Below are 18,925 nucleotides of genomic sequence, written 5' to 3' on the forward strand. Positions count from 1 at the left end.
ATTTGACGACATTTATAGGTAAAACCGTTTCATGCTTGTAACATCAGAGCTAAGAACATTTTGAGGCGAACCTAAGAAGTTTTTCTCATAAGGCTTATGCCAAAAAAAACTTATGTACTCTGCAAAATCCAGCACATTGTTCACTGCGAAAGCCCTTGATTTATGCGCCTTATGGCGCTCATCAGAGCTTGAGGAAAGGTCAAGTCCACTTATCGACAAAGAGCGGAGAAGTGCTGGAGGGGAGGGATGCGGCGCAGACTGAGGTGACGGTTTTTTGTCGCCATGGTGATTCAGGACTGTTACGCAACGCTGGCGGATGACGTTGTTTTCGACTGGTAGCCCAATGCCATTGATTGCAAAGGGTTTATCCAGGTCGCGGGCACCGGCCGCGAGCAATACGCTGGACGAGATCGACGTCAGGGCAACGGCTTACTTGGGGTAATCCGTGTTGACCGGTAGGCGATTGGCCAGTTAATCCGCTTGAGCCCATGGGCATGTTCTCCGCATTCAGACAGGGTGCCGACAAAGCGTTGGCAGCGGAGGGAATGCACATGGCTACGCTCATCGGTATCGTCAGCAAGGTTATCGGTCAGGTCTTCGCGGTGGCGGGTGACGGCACCCGTCGAGTGCTGATCGAGGGGGACCGGTTGTTTGCCGGCGATCAACTGGTGACCGGGGCCGAAGGCGCGGTGGCGGTGCATCTGCAAAATGGCGATGAACTGACGCTGGGTCGCAGCAGTAGCCTGCAAATTACCGCCCAGTTGCTGGCGCAGACGTCGCCCCATGTGGAGACGGTTGAAGCGACGACTCCGAGCCAGGCGCAGTTGACCGATGTCGAGCAACTGCAAAAAGCCATTGCCGCCGGTGACGACCCGACCCAGACCGCTGAAGCCACGGCGGCCGGCCCGGGTTCGACCGGCCCTGCCGAGGGAGCACAGGGTGGGGGCCACAGTTTCGTCATGCTCGAGGAAGTGGGGGGGCGGGTCGAGCCGACCATTGGCTTCCCCACCGCCGGGTTCAACGGCATTCCGGAGTTCCCGCTGGAACGGCACGACGGTGATCACAACCCCGACGACGCTGCGTCTGAGCCGCTGATTACGCCACCGGTGATCACCTTGCCCGAAGTCCCACCATCGGGCGTCACGCCGCCGGTAGTCATACCACCTGTTGTTACGCCACCAGTGGTCACCCTGCCCGAAGTCCCACCACCGGATGTCACACCACCAGTTGTCACGCCACCTGAAGTATTACCACCTGTCGTCACGCCACCCGTGAACAATCCGGTCACCCTCGATGGGCTGTCGGTGGTGGGCGGTGAGCTGACCGTCAAGGAAGCCAACCTGCCTGACGGTTCGGCAAGCAATCCCGCCGCGCTGACCCAGAACGGCACCTTCACCGTCACGGCGCTGGACGGGCTGACCAGCCTGAACATCGGCGGGATTAGCGTGATCAGCGCTGGTGTGGCCAACGGTTTTCCGCAGTCGATCACCACGCCGCTGGGCAGCACCCTGACCATCACCGGGTACAACCCGACCACGGGCGTGGTGAGTTACAGCTACACCCTCAACGACAACGAAAACCATTCGAGCGGTGACGGCACCCATCTCAGCGAGCACTTCACCGTGGTTGCCGGTGACAGCAACGGCGACACCGCCACCGGTTCCCTGGACGTCACCATCCTCGACGACATGCCCAAGGCGTACGATGACAACAACCCCGACACCGCTTCGGAAACCCGGCTCACCCTCGAAGGCAACGTCCTGGGCAATGACGTGCAAGGCGCCGACCGTATAGCGACCGGTCCTGCAAGTGGCCCGATCACCCCCGGCACCTTCGTCGGCACCTACGGCACCCTGGTGCTCAACGCCAATGGCACCTACACCTACACCCTCAATCCCGGCGATGCCGACTTCAAGGCCTTGCACGCTGGCGGCAACGGCATTGAGACCTTCACCTACGCCCTTACCGACGCCGACGGCGACAGCAGCACTGCGCAACTGGTGCTGAACGTGCACAACAACGATGACGGTGTGACCCTCGGTGGCCTGGACGTCGCAGGCGGCGAACTGACCGTCTACGAGAAAAACCTCATGTACGGCAGCGACCCCGACGCCCCGGCGCTGACCCAGCACGGGACCTTCACCGTCAACGCCCCGGACGGCCTGCAGAGCCTGAGCATTTCCGGCGTCGCGATCATCAGCGGTGGCGTGGTGCAGCCCTTGCCGATCTCAGGCAGTACCTGGCTGGGCAGCACTTTGACCGTCACTGGCTATGACCCGGCCACTGGCGTGGTGAGCTACAGCTACACCCTGAACTACACTGAGACCCACCCCAACGCCGACGGCGCCAACAGCGTCAGCGAGAACTTCGAAGTCATCGCCATCGATGCCGACGGCAGCGAGGCGCGTGGGGAAATCAACGTCAAGATCGTCGACGACCTGCCAACCGCCAACCCTGATGCGACGTCGGTAGTCGAGGGCGGCACCGTCACCGGCAACGTGCTGCGGAACGACGTCGGCGGTGCCGATGGTTCAGGCGGCGGCGTGGTTGGCGTACGCGCAGGTTCCGACACCTCGACGCCGGTGCATGGCGGCCTGAACAGCCAGATCAACGGCACCTACGGCTACCTGACTTTGGATGCCGCGGGCAACGCCGTGTACCACAGCTATCCGAACTCGGTGAGCGGCCCGGGCGCGAGCGACGTGTTCACCTATACCCTACGCGACGCCGACGGTGACGAAAGCACCACCACCGTCACGATCGACGTACATAACAGTTGCTTTGTGGCGACCAGCGACCACGACGTGACCGTCTACGAAAAAGCCCTGGACCTGCACCAGGACGGCCAGGACCTGGCCCCCGGCAGCGTGAATGGCAGCCAGCCGAGCAGCCCGGCCGAAACCGCCAGCGGTACCCTGGTCGGCGCGGTCCATGGCGGCAGCGGCGCCATCACCTACAGCTTGCTCAGCAATGCCATCGGCACCTACGGCCAGCTGTTGCTGCACCCGGACGGCAGCTACACCTACACCCTGACCTCACCGGCCAGCACCATGCCGCAGGCCAACGACGGCGCAAACACCCTGCACGAAAGCTTCACTTACCAGGCCACCGACGCCCAGGGCAATGTCGCCACCAGCACCATCGTGATCAACATCGTCGATGACGTGCCCACCGCTACCCCCGACATAGCCACGGTGGGAGAGGGCGGCTACATCGGCGGCAATGTGCTGTGGAATGACAACGCGGGGGCCGATGGCCAGTTTGCTGGTGGTGGCGTGGTCGGCGTGCGTGCAGGCTCCGACACCTCGACCCCGGTGCATGGCGGCCTGAACAGCCAGATCAACGGCACCTACGGCTACCTGACCCTGGATGCCGCGGGCAACGCGCTGTACCACAGCTACCCGAACTCGGTGAGCGGCCCGGGTGCGAGCGACGTGTTCACCTACACCCTGCGCGACGGTGACGGTGACGAAAGCACCACCACCATCACGATCGACGTGCACAACAATTGCTTTGTGGCGACTAGCGACCACGACGTGACCGTCTACGAAAAAGCCCTGGATCTGCAGCAGGACGGCCAGGACCTGGCCCCCGGCAGCGTGAATGGCAGCCAGCCAAACAGCCCGGTCGAAACCGCCAGCGGCACCCTGGTCGGCGCGGTCCATGGCGGCAGCGGCGCCATCACCTACAGCCTGCTGAGCAATGCCATCGGTACCTACGGCCAGCTGTTGCTGCACCCCGACGGCAGCTACACCTACACCCTGACCTCACCGGCCAGCACCATGCCGCAGGCCAACGACGGCGGCAACACCCTGCACGAAAGCTTCACCTACCAGGCCACAGATGCCCAAGGCAATGTCGCCACCAGCACCATCGTGATCAACATCGTCGATGACGTGCCCACCGCTAACATCGACCACACCTCGGTGGGAGAGGGCGGCTCCATCGGCGGCAATGTGCTGTGGAACGACAACGCGGGGGCCGACGGCCAGTTCGCCGGCGGCGGCGTGGTCGGCGTGCGTGCCGGCTCCGATACCTCGACCCCGGTGCATGGCGGCCTGAACAGCCAGATCAACGGCACCTACGGCTACCTGACACTGGATGCCGCGGGCAACGCGCTCTACCACAGCTACCCGAACTCAGTGAGCGGCCCGGGTGCGAGCGACGTGTTCACCTACACCCTGCGCGACGGTGACGGTGACGAAAGCACCACCACCATCATCATCGACGTGCACAACAGCTGCTTAGTCGCGGCCAGCGACCAGGACGTGACCGTCTACGAAAATGCCCTGGCCCAGCCGTGCAACCCCAGCGAAACCGCCAGCGGCACCCTGGTCGGCGCTGTCCATGGCGGCAGCGGCGCCATCACCTACAGCCTGGTCAGCAACGCCATCGGCACCTACGGCCAACTGCTGCTGCATCCCGACGGCAGCTACACCTACACCCTGACTTCACCGGCCAGCACCACGCCGCCGGCCAACGACGGCGCCAACACCGTACACGAAAGCTTTACTTACCAGGCCATCGACAGCCTGGGCAACATCGCCACCAGCACCATCGTGGTCAATATCGTCGATGACGTGCCGACCGCCAACGCCGACCACACCTCGGTAGGAGAAGGCGGCTACATCGGCGGTAATGTGTTGTGGAACGACAACGCGGGCGCCGATGGCCAGTTCGCTGGCGGCGGCGTGGTCGGCGTGCGTGCCGGCTCTGATACCTCGAGCCCGGTACATGGCGGCCTGAACGGCCAGATCAACGGCACCTACGGCTACCTGACCCTGGATGCGGCGGGTAACGCCGTGTACCACAGTTATCCGAACTCGGTCAGTGGCCCGGGCGCGAGCGACGTGTTCACCTACACCCTGCGCGACGGTGACGGTGACGAAAGCACCACCACAATCACCATCGACGTGCACAACAGCTGCCTGATCGCAGCCAGCGACCACGACGTGACCGTCTACGAAAATGCCTTGGCCCAGCCATGCAACCCCGGCGAAACCGCCAGCGGCACCCTGGTCGGCGCAGTCCATGGCGGCAGCGGCGCCATCACCTACAGCCTGGTCAGCAACGCCATCGGCACTTACGGCCAACTGCTGCTGCACCCCGACGGTAGCTACACCTACACCCTGACTTCACCAGCCAGCACCACGCCGCCGGCCAACGACGGCGCCAACACCGTACAAGAAAGCTTTACTTACCAGGCCATCGACAGCCTGGGCAACATCGCCACCAGCACCATCGTGGTCAATATCGTCGATGACGTGCCGACCGCCAACGCCGACCACACCTCGGTAGGAGAAGGCGGCTACATCGGCGGCAATGTGTTGTGGAACGACAACGTGGGGGCCGATGGCCAGTTCGCCGGTGGTGGCGTGGTCGGCGTGCGCGCAGGCGACGACACCTCGACCCCTGTGCATGGCGGCCTGAACAGCCAGATCAACGGCACCTACGGCTACCTGACCCTGGATGCGGCGGGCAATGCGCTGTACCACAGCTACCCGAACTCGGTGGGCGGCCAGGGTGCGAGTGACGTGTTCACCTACACCCTGCGCGATGGTGACGGTGATGAAAGCACCACCACCGTGACCATCGATGTGTACAACAACAGTTGCAAGGTGGCGGGCCGTGACAGCGACGTGAGCGCCCATGGAAAAGCCGGCGGCCAGGACCTGATAGCAAAAGGCGCGGACTTTACCGGGACCCAACAGAACTACAGCGTCTCCGGCAGCAATGCCGCCATTGCCCGCAGCGCCTTCGTCGCCAACACGACGGCCATGACCGCCGTGTTGGTGGTCAGCGGGGCGCTGGGTGCGGCCAACGGCAACCACAACGACAACCTGATCGCTGTCAATCTCAAGCAGGGGGAAACCCTCAACCTGGATCACAACCTCGCAGCCGGTCACATCGGCATGGAGTACTCGATCAACGATGGCGCCTATGTCGCCATCGCTGACGGCCAGACCATCACGGCGACGTCGGATGCCACCTACCGCATCCACATCACCAATATCCCCAATGGGCCGGGCCAAGGCGCCAACGGTGCTGAAAACTACCAGTTGAAGATGACCGTCGATTACGCCGGGGCCCACGACACCGCTCCAGACAACACCTACACCGCCAGCGACAACCATGGTGGCAACGCCAGCGCCCACCTGACCTCCCAGGATGGCCACGCCCTCACCGGAACGGCGGGGGATGACACCCTGGTAGCCGTCAACGGCGAGCACATCATCAATGCCGGTGACGGTAACGACGTGTTGACCGCAGGCACCGGCAACACCGAGCTGCACGGTGAAGCCGGCAATGACTTGCTCTACAGCGGAGCGGGCAACGACCTGCTCGACGGTGGTACGGGCAGCGACACTGCAAGCTATGCCCACGCCACTGCCGGCGTCACGGTCAATCTCGGCGAGGCCGGCGCACAGAACACCGTCGGTGCCGGCACCGACACCCTGACCGCCATCGAAAACCTGACCGGCTCCAACTTCAATGACTCACTCACGGGAGACAACCATAGCAACATCATCACCGGTGGCCTGGGCAACGACGTGCTCAAGGGCGAGGGTGGCGACGACTTCCTGATCGGCGGACTGGGCAACAACACCCTGACCGGCGGCAGTGGCGCCGACACCTTCCAGTGGCTCAACGGTAACAGCGGCCACGACATCATCACCGACTTTAAGCCGGGGGCCGACAAGCTCGACCTGTCGCAACTGCTGCAAGGGGAGAGCAGCACCGCCGCCTCGCTGGATGATTACCTGCACTTCACCGTCAGCGGCAGCGGTGCTTCACTGGTGACCAGCATCGACGTCAGCGCCATGGCCGGCGCGGAGCCGAACCAGACCATCGACCTGGCGGGCGTCAACCTGGCCAGTCACTATGGGGTTACGCCGGGGGCGGACGGGGTCATTGGCGGCGCGGACACGGCCACCATCATCAACGGCATGCTCAATGACCATTCGTTGAAGGTGGATACCGTGTGACCTGAACCGGCAACAAAAAAACCGCCCTCCCTGAGCAAGGGGGCGGTTTTTTTCTGTGCGCGAACCCTTGCAAATCACATCGGCAGCGGCTGCCCGACCAAACGCCCCATCACGCCAAACACCCCCAGTGCCCTGATCGTTTCCAGCTCGCCCTGGGTTTCCACTCGCTCCGCTATCAAGGGCAAGTCGATGCTGTGAGTCGTGCGGCAAACTGCTTCGATGAACAGCCGTTTGTCACGCTCAACATCGATGCCACGGATGTAGACTCCGTCGATTTTAAGGTAAGCCAGCCCCAGCTGAGTGAGGTTGCCAATCTGGCTGAAGTGACCGCCAAAATGTTGCAGCCCGATGCGGTAACCGGTGGCGAGCAGGCTGTGGCTCAAACGTTGCAGTTGGTCTGGGGGTGGCAGTTGGCGCTCGTCGATTTCCAGGGTCAGCAGGGGCGCCAGTTCCGGGAGGGATTCCAGCGTGTCGAGGATCAGTTGCAACTGCGCCTGATCGCGCAAGGTGCTGCCGGACAGGCTCAATGCCAGGGGTAAACGGTTGATGACGAGGTACTCGAGGGTAGCTTCGAGCATCGCCAGGTCGAAGCGCGCCGACCAGCCAAAACGCTCGATCCACGGCAAGAACTGGCCGGCGGCAATCGCTTCGCCCTGTGGATCGAGCAGGCGTGCGAGGACTTTGTGATGCAGCACCTGGTGGGTGTCGGCGCATTGCACCACCGGTTGGAAATACAACTGCAGTTTGCCTTCGTTCAGGGCATCGTCGATCCAGGTGTGCCAGTGGTGTTGGGCCTGCCTTGGCGCGCTGTCGCTGCGTCCCAACACGGCCCAGGGACGCTCGGGATGTTGCCGGGCTTCGTTGAGTGCCTGGTCCAGTTGATGCAGAACATGGCTTGCCGGGTCGCCAGGGTGGAAGGCGACGATGCCCAGATGGGCGACGGGCATGCAATCACTGTCACCGGTCAGGCGCAGGTTTTCCAGGGTGGCGCTGATCTCGGCGGCCAGGCGTGTCGCATCCTCGGTATCGAGATCCGGTGCCAGCAGGCTGAATTCGCCGCCGCGATTGCGCGCTGCCAGCCAGGTGCGACGTTCCGCAGCTTGAGTCAGGCGCTTGAGCAAGTCGCCGACCGCACCAATCAACGCGTCGGTACGTTCCCCGCCAAGGCGCTGATTAAGGCCGGCCAGGTCGTTGAGCTGCAGCATCATCAGGTGACCGCCGCCATTTTGCTCGGTGACCAGCAATTGATCGGCCAATTGTTCATTGAGCAATCGCCGGTTGGCCAGCCCTGTCAGGCTGTCCTGATAGGAGTCGTGGAGCAGTTTTTCACTGCGCGCGGCCTCTTCGGCGAACAACGTCTTGAGCTTCTCGACCATCTGGTTCATCGCCAGCACCACGCGTTTCAATTCCGGTGTGCGCGGCAGTGTCGGCACGCTGAGAAATTCGCGTTTGCTGATGGCGTCGGCCTGGCGGACCATGCTGTCGAGCGGACGAAACTGTCGACGCAGCAACCAGCCACCGAACACCGCACTGAGCAGCCCACAGAGCAGCAACCAAACGAGGCTGCCTAGCGTGCTGTCCCAGAGTTTGGCCAGGGCGAATTGTGGATTGCTCAACACTTCGACCCGCGCCACCTGTTGCCAGCCGCGGGTGATCAGTGCATCGCCACCTTCGGGACGCAAATTCACCAGATTGACGAACCAGCCGGGCACGCCATCGATTTGCTCGGGGATGCTGCGCTGCACCAGCACCTGCCGATTTTCCAGGTGGGTCACGCGGATGTCGCTGAAATAGCCGCTGTCGAAAATCGAGCTGACCATCAACTCCATCATGGCCGGGTCGTCGACCTGTGTGGTCAAGGTCAGGCCCAGGGCGGTCGCGGCGTCCTGGGCATGGGCGCGCAACTGCCCGAGCGTCTGTTCGCGGGAGCTTTCCAGGCTGGCATAGAAACTGCCGCTGAAAGCCACCAGCAAGAACAGGCAAATGGCGAGAAACAACTGGTTGCGCAGTTTCATCGAGCGCTCCTTGGCGTGGCGGCTAACCGTCGCCCACGGCGAACCCTTCGGTTTGCATTTTTTTCAAGACGTCTTGCCAGCGCGACAGTTTTTTCGAGTCGCCGTTGCGCGGGTTGCCAGGCTTGCCGGGCAGGTACAGGCCTTCGGCGTTGAATGCGTACACCGGTAGCAGGTCCTTGCGCTGCGAGGCGGGGCGGATGTCGCCGATCAAATTATCGAGCACCAGCGGTTCGGCACCGGGGCTGCTGTAGTAAGTCAGCACCATGTGCGCCTGGTTTCGGGTCAGGGATTTCACGTAGGTAATGCGCAGCTTGTCGCTGGGAATGCCCAGCTGGCGCAGGCTGAAGTATTTCGCCAGGGCATAGTCTTCGCAATCGCCGGCGGCCTTGATCAGCGCCTCGACCGGCGTGGCCCAGTAATCGCTCTGGTGCCAGATGCGGGTGTCATCCTGGAACTCCAGCTGCTGGTTGAAGTAGCGATTGACCGCACTCAATTGCGCCTGCTCGGGCAGGTCGCGTTCGCCTTGGAGCATTTCACTCCAGGACTGGATACGTCCCTGCGTCGGCCCCAGGCTGGCATAGCGTTTTTCGGCGGTTTGCTCAATCTTCGCGAAATCCCAGACGGGCCAGACACTGCCAGGAACGGCCAGCGGAAAACTGGCGAGCAGCAGCCATCCACCAAACCGAAGTCGGAGTGTTGGCCATCCTGGACTACCCGGCCTGCGCGGCATGTCTGGCTGCTCGAGTGCAGAGATTTGAAGTCTAGGTGGTGTTTACAACGACAGTCAGGATTTACGCAGGGTTTTCTGCCGAAGGATGTACAGGGTCACCAGCACTGCACTGGTCAGCATGAACCCCCGTGCCCAAGGTAGCGGCACCAGGTAGCAGGAGAACAGGATGCTCGCCCACATCAGGCCGATGGCGTAGACCTTGCCCTTGAGCGGAATGCCATTACCTTCGAGGTAGTCACGAATCCATGGCCCGAGCCGCGGGTGCTCGACCAGCCATTGATAGAAACGCGGTGAACTGCGGGCGAAACAGGCAGCCGCCAGCAACAGGAAGGGCGTCGTGGGCAACACCGGCAGGAAAATCCCGAGCACCCCCAACGCTACGCTCAGCCAGCCGATGGCCAGCAGCACGTAGCGCAACATCAGGGAGCGGTTGCCTATGGGGTTGTCCATAGGCAAAACCTTAGTGGTGACGTGGCTTGAGGATCGCCGGTTTTTCGTCCGGTGCGTTGCACAGCAGGTACAGCGCAGTCAGGGCTTCCGGGATCTGCACGATCATGTCGTCCATCAGGTTGGCGTCGGCGGCGATGTCGGAGAACTCCGGTTGCTCGTCGAACAGGCCGGAACCGACCATGATCGGCAGCAGCATTTCGCTGACTTCGTCTTCGGCGGTTTCGAACCAGGCTTCTTCGCGCAGGAATACGCCTTCCATGAAACCGATGCACCAGCCGCGCAGCTCGGAATCGTCCGGGTCGTCGCCCAGGTCGAGGTCGCACGGCAGCTCGAACTCTTCATCGGAGGCCAGTTGACGGGCGATGTGCGCTTTGAGGCCGATCAGCGTGGCTTCGATCTCTTCGCGCTGGGCTTCGCTGCTGTAATGCGGCTCTTCAGCGAAAAGTGCGTCGATCCATTCACGATCGGGAACGTCTTCCGAACAGATCGACAGCGCGGTCAGGTAGCCGTGGGCGGCCACGTAGTCCAGCGCCTCGTCATGCAGTTCATCGGCGTCGAGGAAGACTTGCAAGCGGGTTAGTTGCTCAGCGAAGGACATTAAAGGGCTACCTTGGGGAATATTCGATGCGGGAATTCTAGGCCTTCTTGAGCGCTTGGGCCAGCCGCACGGCATATTTGCAGCGCATTCCCCGTGGAAGCGAGCCTCATTGGTCTTCGTGTGTCTTCTCAGCGGCGCCCTTTGCCGGACAGGGGTCGGGTATACTCGCGCGTTTTGTGATGCCCTGCTGGTTTCGCGGCTTAAATGCACAGCGTCATGCAATCCGTACTTACGATTTGTCGGTGCAAAGTTGCGGGTCCTGTACCAGCCTTGCAGGGATGTTTCGGTGATTTTTGGAGTTTTTATGCTCGAACAGGCTCAGCGCGTCCTCAAGGACATCTTCGGCTACGACAGTTTCCGTGGCCGCCAGGGTGCGATCATTGAGCGCGTGGCCAGTGGCGGCGATGCCTTGGTCCTGATGCCTACCGGGGGTGGTAAATCCCTGTGCTTCCAGGTGCCGGCGCTGCTGCGCGATGGCTTGGCGGTGGTGGTTTCGCCGCTGATCGCGCTGATGGACGATCAGGTCGCGACCCTGGAAGAACTGGGCGTGGCCGCCGCGGCGTTGAACTCCACGCTCAGTGCCGAGCAGCAGCGTGACCTGGCGGCCAGGATCCGGCGCGGCGAGGTGAAAATGCTCTACCTCGCGCCCGAGCGTCTGGTCCAGCCTCGCATGCTCAGCTTCCTGCAAGGGCTGAACATTTCGCTGTTCGCCATCGACGAAGCCCATTGCGTGTCCCAGTGGGGCCATGACTTTCGCCCGGAATACCTGCAATTGGGCCAGTTGGCGGAACTGTTCCCCGACGTGCCGCGCATCGCCCTGACCGCCACCGCCGACAAGCGCACCCGCGAAGAGATCGTCACGCGCCTGCACCTGCAGGAGGCCGAGCGTTTCCTGTCGAGCTTCGACCGCCCCAACATCTTTTATCGCATCGTGCCCAAGGAACAGCCGCGCAAGCAGTTGCTGGCGTTCCTCGCCGAGCGTCGCAGCGATGCGGGCATCGTCTATTGCCTGTCGCGCAAGAAGGTCGAGGAAGTGGCCACGTTCCTCACCGAACAAGGTTTCCCGGCGCTGCCGTATCACGCCGGCCTGCCCAACGACCTGCGTGCGCACCACCAGAAACGCTTCCTCAACGAGGAAGGCCTGATCATGGTCGCCACCGTGGCCTTCGGCATGGGCATCGACAAGCCCAACGTGCGCTTTGTCGCTCACCTCGACTTGCCGAAGTCACTTGAAGCCTATTACCAGGAAACCGGTCGCGGCGGCCGTGACGGTCTGCCGGCCGATGCCTGGATGGCCTATGGCCTGCAAGACGTGGTGATGCTCAAGCAGATGTTGCAAAACTCCGAAGGCGACGAGCGTCACAAGCGCCTGGAGCAACACAAGCTCGATGCCATGCTCTCGCTGTGCGAGGAAACCCGCTGCCGCCGCCAGACACTGCTGGCCTACTTTGACGAAGACATGCCCGAGCCCTGCGGGCATTGCGACAACTGCGTCGACGGCGTGCAAACCTGGGATGCCACCGAGCCCGCCCGCCAGGCGCTGTCGGCGATCTACCGCACAGGCCAGCGCTACGGTGTCGGGCACCTGGTGGATGTCTTGCTGGGCAAGGACAACGAAAAGGTGCGCAACTTCGGGCATCAGAAACTCTCGGTGTATGGGGTCGGCAAGGCGATGGCCGAAGGCGAGTGGCGTTCGCTGTTTCGCCAGCTGGTGGCCCGTGGCCTGGCCGATATCGACCTGGAGGGCTACGGCGGCCTGCGCCTGAGCGACACGTGCCGGCCGCTGCTCAAGGGCGAGGTGACCCTGGAACTGCGGCGCGACCTGAAGGCGCAAACCACCGCCAAGAGCAGCAAGAGCCAGGCGAGCCAACTGGTGCGCGGCGAAGAGCGCGAACAGTGGGAAGCCTTGCGAGCCCTGCGTCGCAAGCTGGCCGAAGAACATGGCGTACCGCCGTACGTCATTTTTCCCGACTCGACCTTGCTGGAAATGCTGCGCAGCCAACCGACTACGCTGGCGCAAATGGCCCGGGTCAGCGGCGTCGGCGCACGCAAGCTGGAGCGTTATGGCGAGGCTTTCCTCGAGGTCCTCGGGGGCCAGGCCGAAGCACCGAAAGTCGTGGCGGACCTGCGTCACGAGCTGATCACCCTGGCGCGTGCCGGCATGACACCGTTGCAGATCGCCGGGCAGTTGCAGTGCTCGGAAAAGAACGTCTACACCCTGCTCGCCGAGGCGATCGGCAAGCAGCAGCTGTCACTGGAGCAGGCGCTGGATCTGCCGGAGGACTTGATGGGCGAAGTCCAGGATGCGTTCCTCGACGGTGAGGGCGAGCTACCGCCGGTGTCGGAAATTTCCGCGCTGTTTGCGGGGCGCGTGCCGGAAGGGGTTTTGTACTGTGTTCGCGCCGCCCTGCAGTCCGAATTCGAACTTTGAGCGACCGGTCCCGCTGATGTAACGATTCAGTACAGAACAAGCCTTGCCTCCAGCCAAGGCTCATGCTTAGCTGACTAATTATTAGTATTTCCCTTTTTTCAGTCTAATCATGAGTGTTTTATGCCGTTGACCGATCAACACCGTTTTGGCATGCAACTGGCCCAGATGTCGCGCGGCTGGCGTGCTGAACTCGACCGTCGCCTTGCCGGGCTCGGATTGTCCCAGGCCCGCTGGCTGGTGCTGCTGCACCTGGCGCGCTTCGAACAAGCCCCGACCCAACGTGAGCTGGCGCAAAGCGTCGGTGTCGAGGGGCCGACCCTGGCCCGGCTGCTCGACAGCCTGGAAAGCCAGGGCCTGGTGCAACGCCAGGCGGTGGTAGAAGACCGTCGGGCGAAAAAAATCGTGCTGTGTGCCCCGGCGCGTCCCCTGATCGAACAAATCGAAACCATTGCCACCCAACTGCGTCACGAACTCTTCGAGGGTGTCGATGAGGCCGATGTAAAGGTGTGCATGCGGGTTCACGGGCACATCCTGGCCAACCTCGAAAAATCCTGAGACAAAGCTTCGCGCCAGACTTTTGAGTGAACGCATTGGGCAGACTATAAGAACTACTCGGCAATATCGTGTTCGTACCGGATGTGCGAACACGTGCAGTTGGTTTTTCGGTTACCTAAGGGATGTTCATGCTCCAGAGTCGACTATTGGTTGTACGGTTTGGTGCCAGGCTATTGCTGGCCGGTGCCGCCGTCACTTACTCGGCCTGGGTGCCGGCGTTGGGCCTGGGTGAAATCACCCTGCACTCGGCGTTGAATCAACCGCTGCGCGCCGACATCGCCCTGGTGGATGCGGCCGGACTTGCAGAGGGCGAGCTGTCGGTGCGCCTGGCAACGGCGGACGAATTCAGGCGCGCCGGGGTCGAGCGCGTGTTTTTCCTCAACGACCTGACGTTCACGCCCATCCTGCGGGGCGATCGCAGCCTGATCCGGGTCAGCTCCAAAAAACCGGTGAAGGAGCCCTACCTGGATTTTCTGGTTCAACTCGACCAGCCCAATGGTCGTTTGTTGCGTGAGTACACCGTGCTCATCGATCCTCCGGGTGCCGGGGACATTGCACCGATTGACGATGAACCGCCGCTGGACCGTCCTGCTTCTGCATTCCCGAGCGTTCAGCCGACAGTCGCGCCACCACCTGTAAACAGGGAAGCGCTGGCAACGCCTGTGGATCCTCTGGCTGAACAACTGGCCGCCAGTGTCCTGCACAGCCAGCAGTTGCAGGCGAGCATTGATGAGCTCAACGCGAAGGTTCAGGCACAGGACGAGCAGATCGCTGTTGAGAAAAGGCAGGTGAGCGAGTTGCAAACCCGATTGGCGGAGGTCCAGCAGGCACCGACGGAGCCGGTTGTCGTGGCACCGGCGCCGGTCGTGGTTGAGGAGCCAGGGGTGAATTGGCTATGGATGCTTGGGTTTGTGGCGCTGCTGGCCTTGGCGCTGCTGCTTGCATGGGGGCGTCGTCAACGACAGCAGGATCAAGCCTTGCCAGAGCCATCGCAACATGACCTCCAGGCCAATCGACCCGCAGTGCATGATGGGCAGATGCTTCAGACAGTGCCCGTCCATCCTCAACAATTGGGCGTTCTTGCGCCGGTTGCACTTGTTACATCGGCGGTGTTGGCCCCAGAAATGCCATCGCAGCCGTCACCCACCGATGAGTTCCAGTTGAATCTGGATGACTTGTCGATGGATACGAATTGGGATTTGGGCCCGATGGAAAACACTCAGCCGTCCGTAGTGCCAGCGCTGCCTGAGCCTGAGATCGAATGGACCATCGAACCCGCTTCCCTGGACGATAAACTGTAGGAGCCAGGCGCTGCGGTGTGTCTATTGCACCGCGTTATCGTTCTTCGCCGGCAAGCCTGGCTCCTACGGGCGAACCAGGCGCCGCGGTGAATCTGCCGCACCGCGTAATCGTTCATCCCAGGCAACAAAGGCCGTTATCATGGTCACGCCCTCCGCCTCAGGAACTCCGCCCATCATGACCACCAGCAAACCGGAAATCGTAATCACCTATTGCACCCAATGCCAGTGGCTGTTGCGTGCGGCCTGGCTGGCCCAGGAACTGCTCAGCACCTTTGGCGATGACCTGGGCAAGGTGTCGCTGGTGCCCGGCACGGGCGGGGTCTTTCACATTTTCTGTGACCAGGTGCAGCTCTGGGAGCGCAAGGCTGACGGCGGTTTTCCCGAGGCCAAGGTGCTCAAGCAGCGAGTCCGCGACCAGATCGATCCGGACCGCGACCTGGGGCACAACGATCGCACCACTCAGTGAGACACCGCCTCCGCGGCAACGGTTTTCTTGCTTGAACCGCTGGAAAGCCTGCTGGATACCACGATCGCGACGATGATCAATGCGCCGCCGAGCAGCATGCGCAGGGTCGGGTCTTCATTGAACAGCAGCCAGGCCATTGTGATCCCGTAAACCGGCTCCAGGGCGAAGACCACCGCGGCGGTCCGCGCCTTGATCACCGCCAGGCTGGCGACAAACAGGCTGTGGGCAACGCCGGTGCAGAACACCCCGAGCAGGCCGATCCACAACCAGTCGATGGCACGCACTTCGCTCAGATGCGGGGCCGCCGCCGGCAGCAGGCACAAGCCGACCACCACGTTCTGGCACAGCGCCGCCTGCACCGGCGGGATGCGCGCGGAGCTGGCGCGGTTGGTCAGCGACAGCAGGGAAAACAGCAGGCCCGAGGCGATCGACCAGAGCAGGCCGGTGGTGGCGCCACTGCCCAGATCGAACTCAGGCGTGACCAGCACCAGTCCGATACTGACCAGCGCCACCAGGAGGATTTCATTGGCGCGGATGCGCTCGCGGAAAATCAGCCCTTCAAGGATCACGGTAAAGGCCGGGAAACTGGCAAAGCCCAGGGTGGCGATGGCCACGCCGGCGATCTTCACCGAAATGAAGAAACTCACCCAGTGCCCGGCCAGCAGCAAACCGCTGAGCAGCAGTCGGCGCACATCCACGGCTTCGAGTTTCTGCCAGCGGGTCTGGCTGGCAAAGCGGGCAAAGAACGCCAGCGCCAGCACCGCGAACGCCGCCCGGCCGAAGACGATGATGGGCGCAGAGGCGGCGGCGAGTTTGCCGAACACGCCGGTCAGGCCAAACATCAATGCGCCGATATGCAGGGCGCCCAGGGCGGTGCGGGGAGTCATGGTAATCCTTGGTAAAGGTCGTGAGTCCGGTCATTTAACCGCGCCGGCCGTCACCGTGTCTGTCGCCAGCCTCGCGTTATTTGTCGCCAGCCTCGCGTCGCAGTTTACCCGGCGATACACCGAACTCGCGCAGCACCGCGGCGGCAAAGGCGCTCTGGGAGCTGTAGCCGACCCGGCAGGCAATCTCGCCAATGGGCAGCGCTGAATTGCGCAGCAACCCCACCGCCTTGTGCAGGCGTCGGCTGCGGATGTAATCCATCGGTGTCTGCCCGCATTCGGCCACGAACCGTGCATGCAACCGGGCGCTGGAAAGACCGGCCACGCGGGCCAGGTCGGCGACTTGCAACGGGTAGGCGGCGTATTGGTCAATGTGCGCATTCAAGGCGGCGTAGGGCAGGCGCCGGCCACCGACGGGGTCGGGCCTGGCGTTGTTGAGACTGGCCAGCAACAGCACCGCGCCCTGTTGCGCAATCACCGGGTCATCGACCTGGCTGTTGGCCAGCCACTCGACCAATTGGCTCTGTCCCGCATCCAGCGACAAGCGCCCGGCATTGTCGAGCAGGCGTCGACTGGCATCGGCATGATCGCCCAGGGACTGGCCGAGCCATTGATCACCGGGCACGTCCAGCACAAGGCAACGGCTGCCATTGGGGCTGCCGCAGGCATGGTGAAAACCGGAGGGAATCACCACGAAGCTTTGCTGGACCACCTGACTGCCACGCCCATCGACTTCGAAATCCAGCGCACCCGACAGCCCGAACACCAGTTGGGCGTGTTCGTGACTGTGGACGATCAGGTCTTCGGTGTACTGGCGCAGAGTAAGGATCGGTCTCATCACGGCTCTCTTTACTGGCTCTCACTGCAGGGTTGATGAGTCAGGACGCAGTCTACACCGACACGGCTGGTGCGCGCTGTCACAGGACTGACTTGCGGCTGTCACGGGTCATTAACCCGACCGGGTCAAGCTTGCCAAAACTTGTCCTGAGGGTCGCCCATGACCAGCGCCGAGCTCGCCAAACCCAGTCGTAAGCAACGTGTGCGCACCTTGTGGATTTCCGACGTGCACCTGGGCACGCGCGATTGCCAGGCCGAGCACCTGTCGCAGTTTCTCAAGGGCTATCACGCGGACAAGATCTACCTGGTCGGCGATATCATCGACGGCTGGAAACTGCGCAGCGGCATGTACTGGCCTCAGGCGCACACCAATGTGATCCGGCGCCTGTTGACCATGAGCAAGCGCGGCACCGAGGTGATCTACGTCACCGGCAACCATGACGAGTTCCTGCGCCGCTATTCGAAACTGATCCTGGGTAACATCCAGTTGGTGGACGAAGCGGTGCACGTGACTGCCGATGGTCGGCACTTGCTGGTCATTCACGGCGACCAGTTCGACGTGATCACTCGCTATCACCGCTGGCTGGCGTTTCTCGGCGACTCGGCCTACGAATTCACCCTGACCCTCAACCGCTGGCTCAACCACTGGCGCGCCCGTTATGGCTACGGCTATTGGTCGCTGTCGGCGTACCTCAAGCACAAGGTGAAGACCGCGGTCAGTTTCATCAGTGATTTTGAAGAGGCCATTGCCCATGAGTGCGTCAAGCGCGAGTTGCATGGGGTGGTGTGCGGGCACATTCACCACGCCGAGATTCGCAAGGTGGGCGAGGTGGATTACCTCAATTGCGGCGACTGGGTGGAGTCGTGCACGGCGCTGATCGAGCATTGGGATGGCACGATCGAGTTGTATCGGTTGGCCGATGCCCAGGCGCGGGAGGCGCAGTTGAGGGCCATCAAAGTCGCAGAGCCAGCGTAAGCAGGTCCGACGCCTTCGCGGGCAAGCCTCGCTCCTACAGAGTTTGTGCACCTGTAGGAGCGAGGCTTGCCCGCGAAACGGTCCCCTTAATTCTTCAGGCTGGCGAATACTCCTCCATCGCCGCCTTGTAGATCGAGTTCTTCGGCTGCGCAAACAAGCGCTCCATCATCGGTTCGAAAAAACTCAGCGGAAGCGTGTCGTACGCCGGATCAAAGGCCGCCGCATCGTACTTCGCGCAGAACTCGATGGTTGCCTGATACTGCGCATGGTCGCTGAACTGCTCGCGCAGGTGCCGGTCCATGCCCAGGTGATGGAAGAAGTAGTAACCCTGGAAAATCCCGTGTTTCTCCACCATCCACAGGTTCTCGGCGCTGACAAAAGGCTTGAGGATCGCGGCGGCGATGTCCGGGTGGTTATAGGAGCCCAGGGTGTCGCCGATGTCGTGGAGCAGGGCGCAGACCACGTACTCTTCGTCGCGGCCATCGCGCCAGGCGCGGGTGGCGGTTTGCAGCGAGTGGGTCAGGCGGTCCACGGGGAAACCGCCGAAGTCACCTTCCAGCAGCTTCAGGTGCGCGACGATCCGTATCGGCAATTGACGCGCGTAGGCGCTGAAGTCCGCGGCAATGATCGCCCAGTCCTCCTGCGTACCATCCTTCATGTGGGTAAAACGGGCACTGGCATTCATCGGCAATCCTC

General features: G+C 62.3%; 13 protein-coding genes. 6 read left to right on the forward strand and 7 right to left on the reverse strand.

Translation table 11 applies throughout. The features are described 5' to 3' along the window. The first annotated feature begins 551 nt into the window (after positions 1–551). Positions 552–6,986 carry a retention module-containing protein gene (locus OH720_RS07620; RefSeq protein WP_272605116.1) on the forward strand — a complete coding sequence of 2,145 codons (6,435 nt, stop codon included), beginning with the start codon at positions 552–554 and terminating at the stop codon, positions 6,984–6,986. Between the two features lie 74 nt (positions 6,987–7,060). On the opposite strand, the gene lapD is transcribed toward OH720_RS07620, so the two are convergent. The 4 genes from lapD to OH720_RS07640 are packed head-to-tail and all read right to left on the reverse strand — an operon-like array spanning position 7,061 to position 10,779. Beyond that, on the reverse strand, positions 7,061–9,001 hold the full coding sequence (lapD, locus tag OH720_RS07625) for a cyclic di-GMP receptor LapD (protein ID WP_272605117.1): 1,941 nt from the start codon (positions 8,999–9,001) through the stop codon (positions 7,061–7,063). Positions 9,002–9,023: 22 nt separating this feature from the next. Then, on the reverse strand, positions 9,024–9,731 hold the full coding sequence (gene lapG / locus OH720_RS07630; RefSeq protein WP_272605118.1) for a cysteine protease LapG: 708 nt from the start codon (positions 9,729–9,731) through the stop codon (positions 9,024–9,026). Between the two features lie 54 nt (positions 9,732–9,785). Beyond that, positions 9,786–10,181 carry a YbaN family protein gene (locus OH720_RS07635; protein ID WP_180202884.1) on the reverse strand — a complete coding sequence of 132 codons (396 nt, stop codon included), beginning with the start codon at positions 10,179–10,181 and terminating at the stop codon, positions 9,786–9,788. A 10-nt stretch (positions 10,182–10,191) separates the two neighbouring features. Further along, positions 10,192–10,779, reverse strand: a complete 588-nt coding sequence (locus tag OH720_RS07640) for a UPF0149 family protein (protein ID WP_008055546.1) — start codon at positions 10,777–10,779, stop codon at positions 10,192–10,194. A gap of 304 nt (positions 10,780–11,083) precedes the next feature. Here OH720_RS07640 and recQ point away from each other — a divergent pair, with 304 nt between their 5' ends. The 4 genes from recQ (at position 11,084) to OH720_RS07660 (ending at position 15,532) form a co-directional block, all read left to right on the forward strand. Further along, the gene (gene recQ, locus OH720_RS07645; RefSeq protein WP_272605119.1) at positions 11,084–13,210 is read left to right on the forward strand and encodes a DNA helicase RecQ; all 2,127 of its coding nucleotides are present in this window, start codon (positions 11,084–11,086) and stop codon (positions 13,208–13,210) included. Positions 13,211–13,330: 120 nt separating this feature from the next. Next, the gene (locus OH720_RS07650) at positions 13,331–13,765 is read left to right on the forward strand and encodes a MarR family transcriptional regulator (RefSeq protein WP_008055544.1); all 435 of its coding nucleotides are present in this window, start codon (positions 13,331–13,333) and stop codon (positions 13,763–13,765) included. A 128-nt stretch (positions 13,766–13,893) separates the two neighbouring features. Beyond that, positions 13,894–15,066: a type IV pilus assembly protein FimV gene (locus OH720_RS07655; RefSeq protein ID WP_272605120.1), complete on the forward strand. Its 1,173-nt coding sequence runs from the start codon at positions 13,894–13,896 to the stop codon at positions 15,064–15,066. A gap of 175 nt (positions 15,067–15,241) precedes the next feature. Further along, positions 15,242–15,532: a SelT/SelW/SelH family protein gene (locus OH720_RS07660; protein WP_020795384.1), complete on the forward strand. Its 291-nt coding sequence runs from the start codon at positions 15,242–15,244 to the stop codon at positions 15,530–15,532. Here OH720_RS07660 and OH720_RS07665 read toward each other — a convergent pair. Then, entirely contained in the window at positions 15,526–16,419 is an 894-nt protein-coding gene (locus OH720_RS07665; protein WP_272605121.1) for a DMT family transporter, read from the reverse strand. The genes OH720_RS07660 and OH720_RS07665 overlap by 7 nt on opposite strands. 76 nt (positions 16,420–16,495) lie before the next feature. Then, complete coding sequence (locus OH720_RS07670; protein WP_272605122.1) at positions 16,496–17,254, reverse strand: helix-turn-helix transcriptional regulator; 759 nt, start codon at positions 17,252–17,254, stop codon at positions 16,496–16,498. Between the two features lie 159 nt (positions 17,255–17,413). Between OH720_RS07670 and OH720_RS07675 the strand changes: the two genes are divergently transcribed. Further along, the gene (locus OH720_RS07675; protein ID WP_272605123.1) at positions 17,414–18,229 is read left to right on the forward strand and encodes a UDP-2,3-diacylglucosamine diphosphatase; all 816 of its coding nucleotides are present in this window, start codon (positions 17,414–17,416) and stop codon (positions 18,227–18,229) included. Between the two features lie 94 nt (positions 18,230–18,323). On the opposite strand, the gene OH720_RS07680 is transcribed toward OH720_RS07675, so the two are convergent. Continuing rightward, on the reverse strand, positions 18,324–18,914 hold the full coding sequence (locus OH720_RS07680) for an HD domain-containing protein (RefSeq protein WP_272605124.1): 591 nt from the start codon (positions 18,912–18,914) through the stop codon (positions 18,324–18,326). Positions 18,915–18,925 lie beyond the last annotated feature (11 nt).

This window comes from Pseudomonas sp. WJP1, from assembly GCF_028471945.1.
In the GTDB taxonomy this organism is placed as follows: Bacteria; Pseudomonadota; Gammaproteobacteria; order Pseudomonadales; family Pseudomonadaceae; genus Aquipseudomonas.

Excerpts from the sequence above, each read along its gene's own strand:
- recQ (WP_272605119.1), top strand. The coding sequence starts at position 11,084 with ATGCTCGAACAGGCTCAGCGCGTCCTCAAGGACATCTTCGGCTACGAC.
- OH720_RS07675 (WP_272605123.1), top strand. The coding sequence starts at position 17,414 with ATGACCAGCGCCGAGCTCGCCAAACCCAGTCGTAAGCAACGTGTGCGC.
- OH720_RS07670 (WP_272605122.1), bottom strand. The coding sequence starts at position 17,254 with ATGAGACCGATCCTTACTCTGCGCCAGTACACCGAAGACCTGATCGTC.
- lapG (WP_272605118.1), bottom strand. The coding sequence starts at position 9,731 with ATGCCGCGCAGGCCGGGTAGTCCAGGATGGCCAACACTCCGACTTCGG.
- OH720_RS07640 (WP_008055546.1), bottom strand. The coding sequence starts at position 10,779 with ATGTCCTTCGCTGAGCAACTAACCCGCTTGCAAGTCTTCCTCGACGCC.
- OH720_RS07665 (WP_272605121.1), bottom strand. The coding sequence starts at position 16,419 with ATGACTCCCCGCACCGCCCTGGGCGCCCTGCATATCGGCGCATTGATG.
- OH720_RS07635 (WP_180202884.1), bottom strand. The coding sequence starts at position 10,181 with ATGGACAACCCCATAGGCAACCGCTCCCTGATGTTGCGCTACGTGCTG.
- OH720_RS07680 (WP_272605124.1), bottom strand. The coding sequence starts at position 18,914 with ATGAATGCCAGTGCCCGTTTTACCCACATGAAGGATGGTACGCAGGAG.
- OH720_RS07660 (WP_020795384.1), top strand. The coding sequence starts at position 15,242 with ATGACCACCAGCAAACCGGAAATCGTAATCACCTATTGCACCCAATGC.
- lapD (WP_272605117.1), bottom strand. The coding sequence starts at position 9,001 with ATGAAACTGCGCAACCAGTTGTTTCTCGCCATTTGCCTGTTCTTGCTG.
- OH720_RS07620 (WP_272605116.1), top strand. The coding sequence starts at position 552 with ATGGCTACGCTCATCGGTATCGTCAGCAAGGTTATCGGTCAGGTCTTC.
- OH720_RS07650 (WP_008055544.1), top strand. The coding sequence starts at position 13,331 with ATGCCGTTGACCGATCAACACCGTTTTGGCATGCAACTGGCCCAGATG.
- OH720_RS07655 (WP_272605120.1), top strand. The coding sequence starts at position 13,894 with ATGCTCCAGAGTCGACTATTGGTTGTACGGTTTGGTGCCAGGCTATTG.